This window comes from Haliscomenobacter sp. (assembly GCF_041740695.1).
GTDB lineage: Bacteria > Bacteroidota > Bacteroidia > Chitinophagales > Saprospiraceae > Haliscomenobacter.
The window spans coordinates 1-17,732 of the sequence record NZ_JBGSLK010000140.1 but is presented as its reverse complement, the minus strand read 5'-3'; the positions used below and the strand labels follow the sequence as shown (position 1 = coordinate 17,732).

The window sequence follows — 17,732 nt, the reverse complement described above, 5'->3', positions numbered from 1 at the left end:
AAATAAAGTACTTAAATTATTTTTTAGTTGTAGTGATCGAACAAATTATCCCAAAAAATAATTACATTTTTTTCACCATGAATCCCGATCAGATCAATTCCCCGATGTGCATTTGGATGTTTCGGCTGATTTTACCCAGGGGCAAGTCGTTTTCATCAGCCCCAAAAGGCTCCTCAATCTCCTCGGCAATGATCTCCAAACTGGCCAATACGTAAAAAATGAAGGCCACGATGGGCACCACATAGTACCCTAGCGTAAAGACATAGCCAAAAGGCAGGGTCATGATGTAAAAAAAGATGAACTTTTTGATGAACACGCTATAAGAATACGGAATGGGGGTATTGCGGATGCGCTCACAAGCCCCACAGATGTCGGTGAAGGATTGTAGCTCGAGATTGAGAAAAATGAGGTGATCGCCGCTTAGCTTGCCTTGTTCGGCCAGGTACAAGATCCGGCCATACATCAGGGCGGCGATTTGATTGGGGATGTGTTTTTCGTGGTCGAGTTTTTCCTGCATGCCCCTGGGTAGTTTGTCGAACAATTCCACCCGGGTGTCCTCGCTGCGCAAGTGGGTTTGCAGGGCGGAAGCGTAGGCTGGAATCATGGCCCGGAAAAAATCCTTTTCATCCTGCTCATTGCGCAGTAGGGCAGCCAGCTTCATGGCCAGGTTGCGGCTGTTGTTCACCAGGGCACCCCAGAGTTTGCGGCCTTCCCACCACCGTTCGTAAGCAGTATTGGTGCGAAAAACCAGCAAGAAGGAGATGACAAAACCCAACAAGGTGTGCATTACTGACACGTTGCGCACATGGCTCTTTTCACTCAGTTTCCACACTTCTATTTCCAGGTAGGCAACTCCGGCTGAATACAAGCAAATCAATACAATCATCGGGAACAAGCGCCGGACGGTATCCGAGCGGTGAAAACGGAAAATAAAAGTGATCCAATCCTTTGGGTTATAACTGATCATGCTGCCTTTTTTTGGAAAAATCGTTTTTAAACATGCCCTTATTTCAGGCTAAAATAGCTTTCTTTGCCGGAATCAAGTTAAAACTATACAACAAACGAACAAACAAACGCACGAATTTATGTACCTAATCGGATACGACATCGGCAGTTCCTCGGTAAAAGCGGCTTTGGTGGACGCAGAAACTGGGAAAACCCTGCTGCGCACCCAATATCCCGACCGCGAGATGGAGATGCAAGCACCCCATCCCGGTTGGGCCGAGCAACACCCTGACCAGTGGTGGGAAGGCATGGTGCAAGCCACTCAACGCCTGCTCAAAGCTTACCCCGCAGCAAAAGATGGTGTAAAAGCCATTGGCATTTCTTATCAAATGCACGGCCTGGTACTGGTAGATGACGCCGATCAAGTACTGCGCCCTTCCATCATCTGGTGCGACGGGCGGGCAGTCGACATTGGTGCCGCAGCTTTTGAGCGCATCGGTGCCCAAACGGCACTGTCCCATTTGCTCAATTCTCCAGGAAACTTCACCGCCTCCAAATTGCGCTGGGTGCAGGAAAACGAACCAGAATTGTACCGCCGCGTCAAACACTTCATGCTGCCCGGCGATTACCTGGCCTTAAAAATGACTGGCGAGGCTTGTACCACCATTTCGGGGCTTTCGGAGGGTATTTTCTGGGACTTTTTGGAGCAAAAACCCGCCGAACTGGTTTTCCAGGATTACAACATTGATCAGGCACTTACCCCGAAAATTCAGCCAACCTTTGGCGTTCAGGGGCAGTTGCGCGCAGCGGCGGCGGCAGAACTGGGTTTGAGCCCCGGTATTCCCGTGGCTTACCGCGCGGGTGACCAACCCAACAATGCCCTTTCCCTCAATGTACTGGAGCCGGGTGAAGTAGCCGCTACTGGTGGCACTTCCGGCGTAGTCTACGCCATTACCGATCAGGCCGCATTTGACCCACTTTCCCGGGTCAATGGTTTTGCCCACGTCAATTATACCTTGCAACAACCTTATGTAGGCGTACTCATGTGCATCAATGGCGCGGGGATCACCTACAATTGGTTGCGCCAAAATACCGGAGCGAGCGCCCTGAGTTACCCGGAACTGGAGCAACGGGCTGCCCAAATTCCAGTTGGCGCTGATGGACTTTCCATGCTTCCCTTCGGCAATGGGGCCGAGCGGATCTTGAACAACGTAGATATGGGTGCCCAGTTACAAGGACTCAACTTTAACCGCCACAGCCAGGCGCACCTGATCCGGGCTGGCCTGGAGGGCATCGCCTTTGCCTTTGTATACGGCATGGGCATTTTGCAGGAAATGGGACTAGATTTAAAGGTGATGCGGGTAGGCAATGATAACTTGTTTCAATCGCGTATCTTTGCCGAAACCATTGCGACCCTGTGCCAAAGCAAAATCGAAATGCTGGACACGACCGGAGCAGTGGGCGCGGCTAAAGGCGCTGGTTTTGGAGCTGGCCTGTACGGTACCTTGCGCGAAGCCTTGGGTTCTACACCAGTTGTTGGTGGCTACGCACCCCTGGCGGATGCAAGTGCCTATGAAGCAGCTTACCAGCGCTGGTTACATAAACTATCAAACAAATAGACATCATGAGCAATGCTGTTGTATTGGGAAATCGTGAATATTTCCCCGGAATTGGAAAAATCCAGTTTGAAGGGCCAGAGTCGGACAATCCGCTGGCGTTCAAGTACTACGATGAAAATCGGATGATCGCGGGCAAAACCATGAAGGAGCACTTCCGTTTTGCTACTGCTTATTGGCATACCTTCTGCGGTACGGGCGGAGACCCTTTTGGTCCGGGCACCAAACAATTCCCTTGGTTGGAAGCCAGTGACGCGGTACAGTCGGCCAAGGACAAGATGGATGCGGCTTTTGAGTTTTTCACCAAAATCGGTACCCCTTATTTCTGCTTCCACGATGTGGATTTGGTAGACGAAGGCCCCAGCTTGAAGGAAAGTGAGCGCCGCCTGAGCGCCATTGTAGATTATGCCAAAGAAAAAATTGCCGCTTCGGGGGTAAAAGTACTCTGGGGCACCGCCAATCTCTTTTCCAATCCCCGCTACATGAATGGTGCGGCTACTAGCCCGGACTTTAATGTACTGGCTTACGCAGGTGCGCAGCTGAGAAACGCCATCGACGCTACCATTGCGCTAGGTGGTGAAAACTATGTATTCTGGGGTGGTCGCGAAGGCTACATGTCCTTGTTGAATACCGACATGAAGCGGGAACAGGAACACCTGGCCAAAATTCTAACCCTTTCCCGGGACTATGCGCGCAGCCAGGGCTTTAAAGGGGTGTTTTTTATCGAGCCCAAACCGATGGAGCCCAGCAAACACCAGTACGATTTTGATTGTGCTACAGTAGTTGGTTTCCTCAATAAATTTGGTCTGGCCGATGATTTCAAAATCAACATCGAAGTCAACCACGCCACCTTGGCGCTGCATACTTTCCAACACGAACTACAAGTAGCTGCCGACGCCGGCATGTTGGGCAGCATCGATGCCAACCGGGGTGATTACCAAAATGGCTGGGACACCGATCAATTCCCCAACAACGTGATGGAACTGACCGAATCGATGTTGGTGATCCTGCAAGCGGGTGGCCTGCAAGGTGGTGGCGTAAACTTTGACGCTAAGACCCGCCGCAACTCCACGGATTTGGCCGACATCTTCTACGCACACATTGGTGGGATGGACGTTTTTGCCCGGGCCATGCTCGCAGCCGATGCCATCTTGCATAAATCGAAGTTTTTGGCCCTGCGCAAAGAGCGTTACGCCAGTTTTGACAGCGGCAAGGGTAGAGAGTTTGAAGATGGTAAACTCAACTTGCAAGACTTGCATGCCCTCGCTCACGCCAACCCTGAACCGGGTTTGACCAGCGGCAAACAGGAATTGTATGAGAATATCCTGAATCAGTTCGTATAAAAGTTGAGGAAGGTTGAGAAGGTTGAGGGAGGTTGAGGCTGCCGCAGTTATTTGGTCACCCATTCGAGCCGAGGTGCTAATTAACTGCGGCAGCCTCAACTTTCTCAACCTCCCTCAACCATCTCAACTTTTTTAAAATCCAAACCCACTCATAATCGCTCCTGCGATCACGGCAGCCACAATGGGCCCTACCACTGGAACCCAGGCGTACCCCCAATCACTTCCTCCCTTACCGGCAATGGGCAAAATAGCATGGGCAATCCGGGGACCCAAATCCCGGGCTGGATTGATGGCGTAGCCAGTGGTGCCACCTAAACTCAAGCCAATGGCCCACACCAACACCCCTACCAAATAGGGTGACATACCCGAACCCTCCGTCGAATACAGGGCAATCACCCCAATGAGCAACACCAAAGTACCAATGATCTCGCTGATCAGGTTGGCGGGTGCATTGGCAATGGCGGGGCTGGTACTGAATGCCGCCAATTTGAGCCCTTGATCGTTGGTTGCGCCCCAATGGGAGAGATAGTGCAGCCAAACCAGCGTTGCACCAAGGATCGCACCGATCATTTGAGCAGCAATAAAAGGCAATACATTGCTGTAGTCACTGTTTTTGATGGCCATCGCGACGGTTACCGCTGGATTGAGGTGGGCGTCTGCACTGCCAAATTTTTGAGCCACAAAAATGCCCATGGTCACTGCGAAGGCCCAACCTGCGGTGATGGCAATGAGCCCGCCGTTGTTGCCCTTGGTTTTGTTGAGCAGCACGTTGGCGACGACACCGTTGCCGAGTAGAATCAAAACGGCGGTACCGATGAGTTCGCCTAAAAAAGGAGAAGTGGTCATTTGAAGAAAGGGTTTTAAGGCATGAGTTGAATTGTTCCAGGACTGCTGAACAAGATAGGAAGGGGATTTGAATCTTGCAAATTTGCTTTGCATCTCCAAAAAAAATGCCAGTAAGGGCTTGGGAGGCACGCTTACTGGCTTTGTATAGGGTCTAGTTTGAATACTTTGGGGTTCAATGAGTGTTTTACTTAGGGCACAAAAAAAATTAGCACGCTACAGGTATTTCAGTGTTGTTGGCGATAATTAATAATGTAAAGTTAGGGATATAAAAAGTGTGCCCCAATCCCTTATTTAGGGGATGGGGCACACTTCTTATCTGGCGCAACCTTTTTTATTTGGAAGGTTCTGGATAAAAAAAGCGCATGTAGTAGGCGTGGGCGAAACCGATGGTGATGAGGATGATGCCGATGATTTCAAAGAAGTTTTTGATGAGCATTAGGTTGACGTAAAGCGTATAATCTTCTTTTTGTAAAAAATCTGAAGTAAAGTATAGAAAGAGGCTCATTAAATTAGGAAGAATTAAGCCTAGACTTATCCAGAATACGGGGTTTTTGTACATCGCAATTTTGGAGTCATTATGATACAAATACCACATTCCAATCATTGGCACAATAAAACAGTATATGGCATCTGCTGTTGGATTGAAAACGCCAAGTTCCTTATAGCCTTCAATAAATATGTAATTTACTATACTCGCTATTGCAAGAATCATTGATATCAATCCCACAAGTTTATATACTTTCCCTGGATACAAAACTGTAGAAAAAAACCAGCCTAATAATACAAAATCTCTAACATGAGCTAAAATTTGAAGGAAAAAAGTGTTTTTGATTTCCCAGTAATCTAGGATTGGTTTCCAGAATTCATGGTAATATTTTTTTGCGCTCCATAGAAATAATTGTTCTAATAATGCGATTGCTAAACTGATCACACAGAAAGCTAAAAATATTTTTAGTTTTCTGTCTAAATATTTCCATTTAATAAGTGCAGCCATGATCGGAATGATCATAACTGCACTAACAACTTTGCCAAAAAATATGATAATATCGTTAGGATTCATTTTCTTGATTTTAATCATGGAACTTTTGCACCGGCAGAAGGTGTTCCTCCACCAATACCCCCAATTTCACTCAGTACTCCTAAATAAAAAAGAGCATGATAATCTCCAGTATCACTTTTTAATAGACTGAAAATTAGTATTTTTTTGTTATCGTCTGTGACACCTGGTTTTTTGAGAATTAGTTCTATTGCAGAATCCTTTAAAAAGAAGAAATAGTCATTAGTGTCTTTTGCAATATATTCCTGTTCTTGGTTTTTTCGGAAAGGAAGCCATTTTACCCTAACTTCTTTTTCATCTTCGATATCAATAACGCGTACGCCCATATACCCTCCATTTTTTTGTAAATGTGAAATCTCACTATGATGGATGGTAAAGAGTCTTGGAGCATCTGTACCCCAATAATTTTGGGTTTCCGTCATAAAAGTCTCCGAGTCTACAGTTAAACTGGTAACTGCCTCCATAATGAATACCTTAGCCATAATATTAATGTGTTTTAGTGGTGGTTTTAGAAAACAACTGATTGAATTTGTTTTTTTCTTTTGCAATCAAGGTTTCTATTCGAAGCATTGGGGTTTTCAAGAGTTTCTTTGAAAAGCAACCGATTTTGTTATTGAATGTGTGCTCAGAATATACCTCATTTGCTTTAAATAAAATTTTAGTTGGATTTAGGGGATCAAAAACATTTTGATCTGTTATGAATAAAGTTTGCTGGCTACTAGATAAAGAGAAAGAATAATATTTCATACCATAGGGATAGGGTGCATAGATAGCAGTGTACTTAGGCGTGTTTTCACTACCATCGTAACTGATTTTAATAGATTTTCCATGAAAATTACCTACAATAAAATTTGGATACGAGCAATTCTTTATTTCTAACTCTACGGGGCTTTTATCAATTACCTCGTAACCAAAGGTTTTCCCAGTGTTAGGATAATACTTGTCAAATAATTCATTTGGCAAAAATTTGCTTCCTTTAATATTCGAGTGGATATCCAAAATTTTAACAGGTATCGTTATTGCTTCCTCTTCTAGCCCTCTCAAAGCGAGACTCTGTTCGCTTTCAATCAAAGGTATAGGCATTCTTGATTCCTCACAAGGATCGCAAAATGGCTTACTTCTTAAAGAAATATTCATTTGGTAGCCTGATAATTTAATTACACAGGTGTTATTGTAGGTACTTAGGCTAGTGAAATTAAGCTCTGTAATATTACATTTACTACATCTATCTCCAGATGGGTACCATGGATCCCTTATTAACAAATAACGGTCACCCCCCTGTTCCCTATAGCCATAAATCACCATTGCATGGGAGGGCCTATTCTCATTTGGCAAAGAAGCATTAGATGTTGTTCCTTGAGCAATAAATAATACTAGAGGCCTACAATGATCAATTTCATCAACAATTGTTTCCCATGCTTTATTATTCGGGTAATACTCCAAACTCGAGTAATACCCTAAGTTTGAGAGAACACGGCTAAAGCCTTGATAAATTTCGTAGTAAGACAATGGTTCATTATATTCTAACAACGAAAGATTGCCCGGATCATTACAGGCCAAATGGGAACACTCTACTGACAATAAGGGATTGTTTTCAAGTGGACCAAAATACGACTCTACAATTTTACACTGTGATTTGATACTGCGTGTATAGAAGCTATCAATCATTTGAGTGCACGCAGCCCAACACCAGTTTGATTTCATTTGTCCCTTTAACCAAACATTTAATTGAACCTGTGAAAAGCCAGTTTCACAAATCGTAATCAACACAAAAAAGGCATACATTTTTCTCATATTATCTCCCTTTTCTTACCGCAAAATCCCCCTCTTTCTCCCAGCCTCAACAGCCTCCAGAGCGGAATTCACTTTTAGTTTACGAAATATTTTTTTAGTGTGGTCGCCTACTGTAAAGGGACTGATCACCAATTGTTCAGCGATCATTTTGCGACTTGAGCCTTGGCTCAGGGCAAGTAGTACCTTCTTCTCTTGAGGGCTAAGCATCACGAAACCTTCTTTTTCCGCCATGTTGTCCCGGCGGCGGAAGTACTCAATGATCAGGTGTGCCAAACCTGGAGAAATGTAAGCCCCAGAATCACCCATTACCTGTTCCAGTGCAAATTCGAGCCCCTGTTCCCCTCGCCATTCTTTTAGCGCGTAGCCATCAGCCCCTGCTTGAAGAGAGGAAAAGACTGCGTAATCTTCATCGATATTGGTCAACATCAGCACCTTAGTTTGAGTATTGGTGCTGCGGATGGCTTTGAGGGCGTCAATCCCATTCACTCCAGGCATTTCGATGTCCATCAACACCAAATCGGGCTGGTGTTTGGCGACCATTTTGGCTGCATCCTTACCATCGGGATAAGCTCCTACCACCTCGGCAATGCCCCGCACCTCCAAGGCTTTGATCAAACTCCGGCGGAAATTATCGCTGTCCTCAAAAAGTACTACACGGATAGGTGTTTGCATATGCTATGATTTAGGTCAAAAATCATAAATCTAGATTATGGTTACAATCCCTTAAATCGGGGGGGTCACAATTTTGGTATGTCAACGCTCACCATTGTACCTTCCCCAGGTTTGCTGGTTATCTCTACTTCTAAAAAACTGTTTTTGGCGCGTTGTTGAAAATAGCGTAAACCATTTCCCGCAGCATGTGGTTCCTTCACATTAAATCCGCTTCCATCATCGACAATCGACATTTGTATACCGTTTTTAATGGGTGCAAGGCGAAGCTTTACTTTGGATGCATGAGCGTGCTTGAGGCAATTGTTGAGTGCTTCCTTGGCAATGTGTAAAATATCGCCCCGGCGCTCCATAGCAATTTGAAAATTATCAGCTTCACTCAGTTCATTGCTGAATTCAAGTTGCACTTTTTTGAAGGCAAACATTTTCGAAGCGGATTGACCAATTCGACCAGCCAAATTCAACATATCATCATGTTCGGGTTGAATGCTCCAGAGGGTATCTCGGAGCTTGAGGATGGCCTCTTCAGCGGTATTACGGGTCTCAGTGATCAAGTTGTGCAGCTTTTCATTTTCGGTAGGTAACAAACTTTCCAGGGTGCCCAAATCGAGGGATATACTGGAGAGGGTAGAGCCCGTTTCGTCGTGGAGGTTGGCCGAAATTTTGGAACGCAAGGTTTGTAATTTCAGATTTTGCCGCAGGTTGTAAATAATCCAGAAATAAGTAATTGCGCCCAATACCAAAACCAAATAAACGATTAAGGCCGGATAAAACCAGGGCATTTCAATGATACCCCTTTTGATGTTAATTTCTTGAACATACCAAGGCGAAAAAACGCCATTTTCAATTACTCGATATTTGAAATGATGTTCCCCCCCAGGCAGAAAGGTGTATCGGGCAACCGGATCAGAAGTGACATATGGATCGGTGATCCCTTCCATTTTAATTTCATAAACCAACTTTTCATTATGGTGACCACTAGCATCAATAATGAATTGAATGGTTTTGGGTTTAAACCCGATCTCCACCTTTTTTCCTCCCGAAAAGGTTTTTTTATCAGCGACAATAATTAATTCCTTTGCTGCCTCTGGGAAGGCAGCTAAATTTTCTGTTAAATGTAAAAAAATGATCAATAAGAGGACGGAGTAGGGTTTCATCATCTAAGGGTTTGCTGCACTGCCTAAAAATAAATAAATAAAAATGAAAAGCATTATTTTTTTAACATAACATAAAATAAACCATGTATTTAGCTTGTACAAGACTAAAATGATCGCTGAAGAATTAAACTACTTGATTGCATCAAGTGGTCTGCTTCGCCAAAAGCTGAGTCACCCCCACAAAATCCGCCAAGCTCAACTGCTCCGGCCTCTTTTGAAAAAACACATCCTCCAATTCCGTACTGCCTTCCGGAAAAAGCGGTTTCAAGGTATTCCGCAACATCTTCCGCCGTTGGTTAAAAGAAGTTTTGACCACCTGCCGAAATAACCCTTCATCACAGCCCAAATCCTGATTTTCTTTCCGGATCAATCGAATGACCGCCGACTGTACTTTGGGAGGTGGCGTAAAACAACTTTTGTCCACATCGAACAGGGTTTTGCCCTCATAATACGCCTGAGCCAAAACGCTGATTATGCCGTAGTCCTTTCCCCCGGGTTTGGCAATGATGCGATCGGCCATTTCTTTTTGAAACATCCCCACCATTTCGGGCACGATGTCGCGGTATTTGATCATGCGGAACACGATCTGGGAAGAAATATTGTAAGGAAAATTCCCGATCAGGCTAAAACTTTGGCCCTCAAATACGGCCGCCAGGTCGACTTTTAAAAAATCGCCAGAGATCACGCGATTTTCCAGTTGGGGATAATATTTGTGGAGGATATTGACCATGTCCACATCCGCTTCTACCACTTTGAGCAAGGGGTACTGTTTGAGCAAATATTTGGTCAACATGCCCTTTCCCGGGCCGACTTCCAAAACAGGATGGCCCAATTCGTTGTTTATGGTTAAACTGTTGGCGATGCGTTCCGCAATTTCTTCTCGATTGAGAAAGTGTTGCCCGAAGGATTTTTTAGCTTTCAAAACAATTTTCTGCTTTTTTTACCATTACTTTGCAAAACTATCAAAATTACAGCAACCCGTAGGATTTTTACTGTGATGAATGAACAAGCAGCAGCCCAGGAAAAACTGGACAAACTAAAAATCGGCATCAGCATCGGAGATATCAACGGTATTGGTCTGGAGGTCATCATCAAAACTCTGGCCAATCCAAAAATAATCGACTTTTGCGTCCCCGTCTTGTATGGATCTTCCAAGATCGTTTCATACCACAAAAACATCGTCGGTATTGATTTTCCATTTCAGCAAATTCGCAATGCCGAACGGGTTTTCCCCGACCGGGTCAACATCGTGAATTGCTGGCAGGAGAATGTCAATATTGTGCTGGGGAAACCCACCGATGTCAGCGGCAAATACGCTTATCAGGCGCTGGATTTTGCGGTAAAAGAACTAAAAGCCGGCAACATCGACGCTTTGGTGACCGCGCCCATCAATAAAGAAGCCATGCAAATGGCGAACTTTCCCTTCCCGGGGCATACCGAGTTCCTGACCCAGGAGTTGGGCAATGGCAAAGAAAGCCTGATGCTCATGGTCAGCGAAGAACTGCGGATTGGGATAGCAACCAATCACCTGCCCCTGCGCGAGGTAGCAGGCAAGGTGACGAAGGAACTGATCGCGCGCAAGCTCAAAACGTTTGAAGAAACCCTGCGGATTGATTTTGGCGTTGATCGCCCAATCATCGCCGTTTTGGGCATGAACCCCCACGCAGGTGATGGAGGTGTACTGGGCGACGAGGACGACCGCATCATCCGCCCGGCTATCATCGAAGCCAAAAAGAACGGCATGCTGGCCATGGGACCTTATCCGGCTGATGGATTCTTTGGGGCAGGGGATTACAAAAAATTTGACGGCATTTTGGCCATTTACCACGACCAGGGTTTGATTCCTTTCAAACTTTTGGCTTTTGGAACGGGAATTAATTACACCGCGGGGTTGAGTGCCGTGCGCACCTCCCCGGATCATGGCACGGCTTATGACATTGCAGGCAAAAACGAAGCCGAGCCCGACTCGTTCCGCGAAGCTCTGTTTATGGCCATTGAAATTGCCAAAAACCGCAAGGAATACTACGCAGACCGTGCCAATGCTTTGGTACGCCGCAGCAAAATTAAGTCTGAAAGCGGTATAGAAGAAGAGGAAGAAGACCTCGAAGACGAACTGGAACTGGAGGAGGAGCTGGAGGACGATCAGCCATACGAGGAAGAGGGATACGAGGAGGAGGAAGAACAATAATATATGTTGAGAAGGTTTAGAAAGTTGAGGGAGGTTGAGAAGGTTTAGGCTACCGCGTGCGATTTTGACATGCCCTTGTCTAAGTCGCTCGCGGTAGCCTAAACCTTCTCGACCTCCCTCAACCTCCCTCAACCTTCTTAACTTCTCAATGATACCATGAAGTCATCCACTAAAGTAGGAATGCTGATTTTTTTGGTTTTGCTGCTCGATCAGGCTATAAAGATCGGCGTTAAAACCCATATGGAATACGGATCTGAAATTCATATCCTGGGGCTGGATTGGGCGCTGCTTCATTTTGTGGAAAACAACGGCATGGCCTTTGGCTGGGACCTGGGGGGTGAATACGGCAAACTGGCCCTGAGTTTGTTCCGCATTGCTGCGGTCATTTTCCTGATTATTTTCATCCGCCAATTGATCCAGGAAAAGATTCGGTTTGGCGTCTTGGCCAGTTTTGGGCTGATCCTGGCGGGTGCCCTGGGGAACATCATCGATAGTGCCTTTTATGGCCTGATTTTTTCACCTTCTTATTACCATGGGGGAGTGGCTACACTTTTTCCTGCCGAGGGTGGGTATGCAGGATTTTTACACGGCAAGGTGGTCGATATGTTGTATTTCCCGATTTGGCAAGGTGTTTACCCCGCTTGGCTTCCGCTGTTAGGGGGTAAAGATTATTTCTTTTTTAAACCCGTATTTAACATCGCGGATGTCTCCATCACCGTGGGCGTACTCAATATTTTAATTTTTCAACGCGATTTCTTCCGCTATTATCAAAAAGAAGAAACGACTCCTTCGGCGATTATTCCCGCTGCGGTGGAAAACAACCCTGATTTACCCGAAGCTCCGGATTTAAATAACCCGCCGAATAACCCGCAATAAATGACGGCTAATTTCGGATCGTAGAGACGCACGGCCGTGCGTCTCTACAGTGCGTTGCCCGCGATGTTAGCCCGGTGTTGCTACCGTTTCAAAAGGTGGCAAGGTTTTGTGGGCACCATCACAAAAAGGTTTGTTGGCCGATGCGCCACAACGGCAAAAAGTAGTGCGCGGCCCAGGCTTGTTGACAATGGTTCCATCCGCCAGTTTTACCTCCAAGGGACCCAATATCCGCAGAGGGCCATTGGTGATCACTTCAATAATGGTTGGATTTTCTGTGACTTCAGGGCTTGACTTTTCTTCCATAATGTGTTTAATTGTGACAATTCTGAATTTTTACGCGCTAAACTAATGGTTTTTTTGCGTAACTGCTTATTTTGTACCACAGCTTTGAGAGAACATGCGTGAATACAAACCAAATTGGTGGATTGCTGAAACTTCAGCCTGGATTGCGGTCAACAAACCGTATGGGCTGAGCGTTGAAAAAACCATTGGAGCCAATGATACCATTGAGGATCAGGTGCTTGCCTACTTGCAACGCAGTACTTCTATGCCCTTCCTGGGCATCGTACACCGCCTGGACCGGGTGACCTCAGGAATCTTACTGCTGGCCAAAAAAAAGAGTGCCCTACGCAAACTCAATGAGCAATTTTCGCAACGACAAGTCAAAAAAACTTACCTGGCGGTGGTAGAAGGTGTGCCCGAAAAACCCGAAGCCCTGCTTTCCCAGTGGTTGTACAAAGATCAAAAAGAAAAAAAAGCCATCATTTTTGATGAAGCTGGCGAGCAGCGGGATGCCTGCCAATTGCATTACCGGCTGCTTGAGGAAGATGGAAAAAAAGCCTTATTGGAAGTAGAACTCCTGACGGGGAAATTCCATCAGATTCGTGCTCAATTGGCCGCCATGGGCACCCCGATTATTGGAGATGATAAATATGGTGCCAGTCACTTCACTTATGCTGATAAGGGTATCGCGCTACACGCCTATAGTCTTTCCTTCCAGGATCCTATTGACGCGGCCCCGGTTCTTTTGCGGGCAAAAACACCTGCTAACCCGATTTGGAATTGGTAAGGAACGGAAATCAAATAAAGGCACATTTCGGCGCTAAAAAAAAGTGCCCCAGCTGACAAGTATTACAGTGGGGCCCTCTGGTGTATAATGACGAACACACTAGTGGATGCGAAATGAGTGGGAAACCTAGGGGGCGATAAAAAAATAAGTGTTCATTTTGTCAAAGGATTAGATGAGTAAACGGTTCATTTCAAGTGTCTTATCTAATCCTTTGGCTCAAGAAAAATGAACATTTATTTTTGCCCCACTACTAGGCATGGCTTCCAGTGGATCAGGCATAAAATACCCGAAAACCAATAATATAAAGTTCAGACTTATAAGGAGGAAACACACTTCATCAAACGATGATGTTTGATTCAATTCAGTGTATGTTGTGTAGATAACCTAAATGATTTGGGAGAACCTAAATAACAGCATAAATATATATGCTTTTTAAATTTCAAGCAAGTTTTTGTCAGGAAATTGTAAAAAATTTCAGGTTATTTTTTGATCGGTACCACCAAATCCTGTTCGTAATGGTAGCCTTCATCTGTCTGTTCCTCCGCTTGCCAGCCCTTCATCACCACAATTTGCCCTTTGACTTCCAGTGCATAAAAGTAGTCACCCGCTCCGGCATACCAGCCTCCACAAGCAGCCACGGCATTTGCAGGGATTTGAAAAGTAAGGTAGCTATCCTTGGTGATTTCATCACAAGCCGTGACGTCCGCAACTTTGGTGCTTTGGTCATTGACCACCAAAAAAACCTCGTTGTGGGGAACCCCATTTTCGTCCTCGCCAGATGATTCACAACGAAAATGAACCTTGGCGGTAGGTGAATCGGTAGTCAAGCCAGTTCCATTGTCTTTGGTTTTGGGCTCTGATTGACAAGCCGCAAAAAAAAGTAGAAAAATTGAAGAGCAGACCAACAAGCGCATGATAAAGATGTTTAATTTTGAAGAGTTTAAGTGATACGATTCTATCACTTCTTAATCAAAGTTAACATTACCTGAGTAATCACCACTAATCAAATCGCTTATTTTTATTCCATGTTAACAACCAAACAATTACAGTTCAGTTACACCCGCCATCAGGTGATGAACTTTCCCGATTTCAACCTACAAAAAGGTGAACATTGGCTTTTGCTGGGACAATCAGGTAGTGGAAAGACCACTTTGCTCCATTTGCTCGGCGGTTTACTTTCACCCACTAGTGGCTCCATCCAAATTGGAACTACCGAATTGGGCCAATTGCGCGCTTCGGCACTGGACCAGTTTCGGGGCAAAAACATCGGCATCGTTTTTCAAAAGTCTCATTTTGTACGAGCCCTCAACATTGGTGAAAACCTGGCCCTGGCCCAACAACTGGCCGGACTGAAACCCAACCGCGGGCGGATCATAGAACTGCTTGAACGGCTCAACATTGGAGATAAGCTGCGACTGAAGCCCGATCGCCTGAGCATTGGTGAGCAGCAGCGCGCGGCCATCGCCCGCGCCTTGATCAACCAGGCACCCATCATCCTGGCCGACGAGCCCACCTCGGCCCTGGACGATTACAACGCCACCGAAGTCATTAACCTGCTCGAAGAGCAAGCCAAGGCCCTGGGTTCTACCTTACTCGTAGTCACCCACGACAAACGCCTCAAAGACCGCTTCCCGAACCAGATCGCCCTCTAGCCCCCCCAACCCACGGTTTTAACCGTGGGAGGGGAATCCACAGCTCAGCCCATGGCTTTAGCCGTGGGAGCCGTAAGAGGGAATCCACAAAACCAACCCATGGCTTTAGCCGTGGGCAACACCATGGCCTTAGCCCTGGGAAAACATACTCAAATGACCTTACTCAACCTAAGCTGGAAAAACCTCAGCAATAAACCACTCACCATGCTGCTCAGCCTCGTGCTTTTTGCACTAGGCGTGGGGCTCATCTCTTTTCTTTTGCTCGTCAACCACCAAATCAACGAAAAATTCGAAAAGAACCTCGCGGGCATCGACTTGGTGATTGGGGCCAAAGGCAGCCCACTACAACTCATTTTGTCGAGCATGTACCACATCGACGCACCTACGGGGAACATTCCAATCAAGGGAGTTATGCCCTACCTGAACCCCAAAAATCCGTTCATCAAATCCGCCATTCCCCTTTCCCTGGGAGACAGTTACCGAGGCTATCGGATTGTGGGTACCACCGCCAATTTTTTGGAATTGTACCAGGCCAAAGTGCGCACAGGCCGCTCTTTCAAAGCGATAATGGAAGTCTTGGCTGGGGCTACGGCTGCACAGGAACTGGGTCTAAAAGTGGGTAGCACGTTTCAAAGTTCACATGGCTTGATTGAGGATGACAATCTGGTTCACGAAGGGCACGCCTTTAAAGTGGTAGGCATTATGCAACCCACGGGAGCGTCGATTGATCAACTCTTGCTCACCCCTGCACAAAGCATCTGGGAAGTACACGAACACGCCGGAATGGGTGCTGCACCTGCCGTTGAAGAAACGGAGGAAGCCGAGCACGAGCACGAAGATGAGGAACATGCTGCCGAAGACAGCATCGCCGAAAATCACGCTGAAAGCACCGAACAAGTCAATGGCATCGCCCTCACCAACCAAGAACAGGACCACCAAAATGATGATGAAGCGCCTCATGAGCAGGATGAAGCCCATCACCTCAAATCCATTTTGGAATACCCCGACAAAGAAATTACCGCGCTGCTCCTCCAATTCAATGGGCACAACATCACTACGCTCAATCTGCAACGCATGATCAACCAAAACACCAGCATGCAGGCAGCTACGCCCGCCATCGAAATTACCCGCTTGTACAGCCTGATGGGGGTAGGGCAGGACGCACTGCGCTGGTTGGCCTTTATCATTATGGGGGTTTCGGGGCTGAGTATTTTTATCTCGCTGTTTTCTTCACTGCGGGATCGGCGCTACGAACTGGCCCTAATGCGCACGATGGGGGCTTCTCCGGGCAAGTTGTTTGCCATGATCATTATGGAGGGGCTTTTGTTGGCCATTTTTGGATACATCATCGGACTGCTAATCAGCCACGGCGGTATGGAATTGCTGGCGGGAGAAATGAAAGCGGCGTACCGTTATACTTTTACCGGACGGACTTTCCTCGTGGAAGAAGGCTACCTGCTCCTTGGAGCACTGGCGGTAGGATTTGTGGCTGCAGTGATTCCGGCGATTCAGGCGCGGAATACGGATATTTCAGAGACTTTGGCGGAGGGGTGATCATGAAGTGGAGCAATAACCGCCCTAATGGAAATTTTGCTCGGAGGACATGAATTGCCTCCAGCTTTAGCTGGTGGTTCGAAGGTCATATCTTGGATGGGCTTTAGCCCAAGCCTCAATTTTGGAAATGGGGCTAAAGCCCAAAAACTAATGCTCCCTGCTTCCACCAGCTAAAGCTGGAGGCAATTCATAGTCGTCTAGCTTAAAGTTTAAGAACGGTTGTTTCAAAAACCTCATCAGGACTTTGGACCACTTTTAACCTTTCCCTATAAACATAAAATTCCTTCGGAATTAGCAGATAACCGATTGACTAAACTTATTTTAGCGACAAAGGCGCTAAGACACATTGCCCAGTGTCTCAGCGCCTTTGTAGTTTTAAACGAAAAAAATTGAAAAAAAACGTCTAGGAATTTTGACGTACGAAAAAATTCCTAGACCTTGTGCTAGGAAAAAATTCCTAGGCTTACACTATGAAGAATTTACCATCACCACATAACGAAGGAAGCACCCCCACCAAATCTGAGCTGGAGATTCTCCACGTGCTTTGGCAATTCGGCCCTTCTACCGTACGAACCGTCAACGAACGACTCAACGAACAGCGCGAGGTCAATTACTCCTCTACCCTGAAGTTGATGCAACTTATGGAGATCAAAGGACTACTGCAGCGCGATACCAACGACCGCAGCCATGTATACCGCCCAGCAGAAAATCCCGAAAAAGTACAGACCCAGGTGGTCAATGGTCTGCGCGACCTGGCCTTTGGAGGTTCTACCTCCCGACTGGTGATGCGTGCTCTCGGCGATGGCTCTGCTACACCCGACGAATTGGAAGAAATCAAACGACTGATCGAAAAAATGCAGAAAAAAGGTTGAAGAAAGTTGAGTAGGTTGAGAAAGTTGAGGAAGGTTGAGGCTACCGCAGCGGCTTAGACAAGGACATTGTCAAAATCGCTGCGGTAGCCTCAAC

Annotated in this window: 18 protein-coding genes; 8 read left to right on the top strand and 10 right to left on the bottom strand. The window is 46.3% G+C overall.

What is annotated here, in order from left to right; all coding sequences use genetic code 11:
- Positions 1-88: 88 nt before the first annotated feature.
- Entirely contained in the window at positions 89-967 is an 879-nt protein-coding gene (locus ACEW9O_RS28865) for a bestrophin family protein (protein WP_373553712.1), read from the bottom strand.
- 118 nt (positions 968-1,085) lie between these two features.
- Between ACEW9O_RS28865 and ACEW9O_RS28860 the strand changes: the two genes are divergently transcribed.
- Positions 1,086-2,564: a xylulokinase gene (locus ACEW9O_RS28860; RefSeq protein WP_373553711.1), complete on the top strand. Its 1,479-nt coding sequence runs from the start codon at positions 1,086-1,088 to the stop codon at positions 2,562-2,564.
- Between the two features lie 5 nt (positions 2,565-2,569).
- On the top strand, positions 2,570-3,904 hold the full coding sequence (xylA, locus tag ACEW9O_RS28855) for a xylose isomerase (protein ID WP_373553710.1): 1,335 nt from the start codon (positions 2,570-2,572) through the stop codon (positions 3,902-3,904).
- A 132-nt stretch (positions 3,905-4,036) separates the two neighbouring features.
- On the opposite strand, the gene ACEW9O_RS28850 is transcribed toward xylA, so the two are convergent.
- The 7 genes from ACEW9O_RS28850 to rsmA form a co-directional block, all read right to left on the bottom strand.
- Positions 4,037-4,750, bottom strand: coding sequence for an MIP/aquaporin family protein (locus ACEW9O_RS28850; protein WP_373553709.1), 714 nt, complete (start codon positions 4,748-4,750; stop codon positions 4,037-4,039).
- A gap of 331 nt (positions 4,751-5,081) precedes the next feature.
- Positions 5,082-5,810: a hypothetical protein gene (locus ACEW9O_RS28845; RefSeq protein ID WP_373553708.1), complete on the bottom strand. Its 729-nt coding sequence runs from the start codon at positions 5,808-5,810 to the stop codon at positions 5,082-5,084.
- A gap of 14 nt (positions 5,811-5,824) precedes the next feature.
- Entirely contained in the window at positions 5,825-6,289 is a 465-nt protein-coding gene (locus ACEW9O_RS28840) for a hypothetical protein (protein ID WP_373553707.1), read from the bottom strand.
- Positions 6,290-6,293: 4 nt separating this feature from the next.
- Positions 6,294-7,601 carry a C39 family peptidase gene (locus ACEW9O_RS28835; RefSeq protein ID WP_373553706.1) on the bottom strand — a complete coding sequence of 436 codons (1,308 nt, stop codon included), beginning with the start codon at positions 7,599-7,601 and terminating at the stop codon, positions 6,294-6,296.
- Between the two features lie 15 nt (positions 7,602-7,616).
- Entirely contained in the window at positions 7,617-8,273 is a 657-nt protein-coding gene (locus ACEW9O_RS28830; protein WP_373553705.1) for a response regulator, read from the bottom strand.
- A 65-nt stretch (positions 8,274-8,338) separates the two neighbouring features.
- A complete protein-coding gene (locus ACEW9O_RS28825) occupies positions 8,339-9,427 on the bottom strand; it encodes a sensor histidine kinase (protein WP_373553704.1) in 1,089 nt (362 codons plus the stop codon).
- Positions 9,428-9,569: 142 nt separating this feature from the next.
- A complete protein-coding gene (gene rsmA / locus ACEW9O_RS28820; protein WP_373553703.1) occupies positions 9,570-10,349 on the bottom strand; it encodes a 16S rRNA (adenine(1518)-N(6)/adenine(1519)-N(6))-dimethyltransferase RsmA in 780 nt (259 codons plus the stop codon).
- A gap of 75 nt (positions 10,350-10,424) precedes the next feature.
- Between rsmA and pdxA the strand changes: the two genes are divergently transcribed.
- Both pdxA and ACEW9O_RS28810 read left to right on the top strand, forming a co-directional pair.
- The gene (gene pdxA, locus ACEW9O_RS28815) at positions 10,425-11,615 is read left to right on the top strand and encodes a 4-hydroxythreonine-4-phosphate dehydrogenase PdxA (protein ID WP_373553702.1); all 1,191 of its coding nucleotides are present in this window, start codon (positions 10,425-10,427) and stop codon (positions 11,613-11,615) included.
- A 156-nt stretch (positions 11,616-11,771) separates the two neighbouring features.
- On the top strand, positions 11,772-12,491 hold the full coding sequence (locus ACEW9O_RS28810; protein ID WP_373553701.1) for a lipoprotein signal peptidase: 720 nt from the start codon (positions 11,772-11,774) through the stop codon (positions 12,489-12,491).
- 66 nt (positions 12,492-12,557) lie between these two features.
- On the opposite strand, the gene ACEW9O_RS28805 is transcribed toward ACEW9O_RS28810, so the two are convergent.
- Positions 12,558-12,794 (bottom strand): CDGSH iron-sulfur domain-containing protein, encoded by a 237-nt coding sequence (locus ACEW9O_RS28805; protein WP_373553700.1) that lies wholly within the window; start codon positions 12,792-12,794, stop codon positions 12,558-12,560.
- A 94-nt stretch (positions 12,795-12,888) separates the two neighbouring features.
- On the opposite strand from ACEW9O_RS28805, the gene ACEW9O_RS28800 reads away from it, so the two are divergent.
- The gene (locus ACEW9O_RS28800) at positions 12,889-13,560 is read left to right on the top strand and encodes an RluA family pseudouridine synthase (protein ID WP_373553699.1); all 672 of its coding nucleotides are present in this window, start codon (positions 12,889-12,891) and stop codon (positions 13,558-13,560) included.
- A 479-nt stretch (positions 13,561-14,039) separates the two neighbouring features.
- On the opposite strand, the gene ACEW9O_RS28795 is transcribed toward ACEW9O_RS28800, so the two are convergent.
- On the bottom strand, positions 14,040-14,474 hold the full coding sequence (locus tag ACEW9O_RS28795) for a hypothetical protein (protein WP_373553698.1): 435 nt from the start codon (positions 14,472-14,474) through the stop codon (positions 14,040-14,042).
- A 111-nt stretch (positions 14,475-14,585) separates the two neighbouring features.
- Between ACEW9O_RS28795 and ACEW9O_RS28790 the strand changes: the two genes are divergently transcribed.
- The 3 genes from ACEW9O_RS28790 to ACEW9O_RS28780 all read left to right on the top strand — a co-directional run bounded on the left by ACEW9O_RS28790 (position 14,586) and on the right by ACEW9O_RS28780 (position 17,638).
- Positions 14,586-15,212, top strand: a complete 627-nt coding sequence (locus tag ACEW9O_RS28790) for an ABC transporter ATP-binding protein (protein ID WP_373553697.1) — start codon at positions 14,586-14,588, stop codon at positions 15,210-15,212.
- Positions 15,213-15,263: 51 nt separating this feature from the next.
- Positions 15,264-16,766, top strand: coding sequence for an ABC transporter permease (locus ACEW9O_RS28785; RefSeq protein WP_373553696.1), 1,503 nt, complete (start codon positions 15,264-15,266; stop codon positions 16,764-16,766).
- A gap of 470 nt (positions 16,767-17,236) precedes the next feature.
- A complete protein-coding gene (locus ACEW9O_RS28780) occupies positions 17,237-17,638 on the top strand; it encodes a BlaI/MecI/CopY family transcriptional regulator (RefSeq protein WP_373553695.1) in 402 nt (133 codons plus the stop codon).
- Positions 17,639-17,732 lie beyond the last annotated feature (94 nt).

Excerpts from the sequence above, each read along its gene's own strand:
- ACEW9O_RS28865 (WP_373553712.1), bottom strand. The coding sequence starts at position 967 with ATGATCAGTTATAACCCAAAGGATTGGATCACTTTTATTTTCCGTTTT.
- ACEW9O_RS28860 (WP_373553711.1), top strand. The coding sequence starts at position 1,086 with ATGTACCTAATCGGATACGACATCGGCAGTTCCTCGGTAAAAGCGGCT.
- xylA (WP_373553710.1), top strand. The coding sequence starts at position 2,570 with ATGAGCAATGCTGTTGTATTGGGAAATCGTGAATATTTCCCCGGAATT.
- ACEW9O_RS28850 (WP_373553709.1), bottom strand. The coding sequence starts at position 4,750 with ATGACCACTTCTCCTTTTTTAGGCGAACTCATCGGTACCGCCGTTTTG.
- ACEW9O_RS28845 (WP_373553708.1), bottom strand. The coding sequence starts at position 5,810 with ATGAATCCTAACGATATTATCATATTTTTTGGCAAAGTTGTTAGTGCA.
- ACEW9O_RS28840 (WP_373553707.1), bottom strand. The coding sequence starts at position 6,289 with ATGGCTAAGGTATTCATTATGGAGGCAGTTACCAGTTTAACTGTAGAC.
- ACEW9O_RS28835 (WP_373553706.1), bottom strand. The coding sequence starts at position 7,601 with ATGAGAAAAATGTATGCCTTTTTTGTGTTGATTACGATTTGTGAAACT.
- ACEW9O_RS28830 (WP_373553705.1), bottom strand. The coding sequence starts at position 8,273 with ATGCAAACACCTATCCGTGTAGTACTTTTTGAGGACAGCGATAATTTC.
- ACEW9O_RS28825 (WP_373553704.1), bottom strand. The coding sequence starts at position 9,427 with ATGAAACCCTACTCCGTCCTCTTATTGATCATTTTTTTACATTTAACA.
- pdxA (WP_373553702.1), top strand. The coding sequence starts at position 10,425 with ATGAATGAACAAGCAGCAGCCCAGGAAAAACTGGACAAACTAAAAATC.
- ACEW9O_RS28810 (WP_373553701.1), top strand. The coding sequence starts at position 11,772 with ATGAAGTCATCCACTAAAGTAGGAATGCTGATTTTTTTGGTTTTGCTG.
- ACEW9O_RS28805 (WP_373553700.1), bottom strand. The coding sequence starts at position 12,794 with ATGGAAGAAAAGTCAAGCCCTGAAGTCACAGAAAATCCAACCATTATT.
- ACEW9O_RS28800 (WP_373553699.1), top strand. The coding sequence starts at position 12,889 with ATGCGTGAATACAAACCAAATTGGTGGATTGCTGAAACTTCAGCCTGG.
- ACEW9O_RS28795 (WP_373553698.1), bottom strand. The coding sequence starts at position 14,474 with ATGCGCTTGTTGGTCTGCTCTTCAATTTTTCTACTTTTTTTTGCGGCT.
- ACEW9O_RS28790 (WP_373553697.1), top strand. The coding sequence starts at position 14,586 with ATGTTAACAACCAAACAATTACAGTTCAGTTACACCCGCCATCAGGTG.
- ACEW9O_RS28785 (WP_373553696.1), top strand. The coding sequence starts at position 15,264 with ATGGCTTTAGCCGTGGGAGCCGTAAGAGGGAATCCACAAAACCAACCC.
- ACEW9O_RS28780 (WP_373553695.1), top strand. The coding sequence starts at position 17,237 with ATGAAGAATTTACCATCACCACATAACGAAGGAAGCACCCCCACCAAA.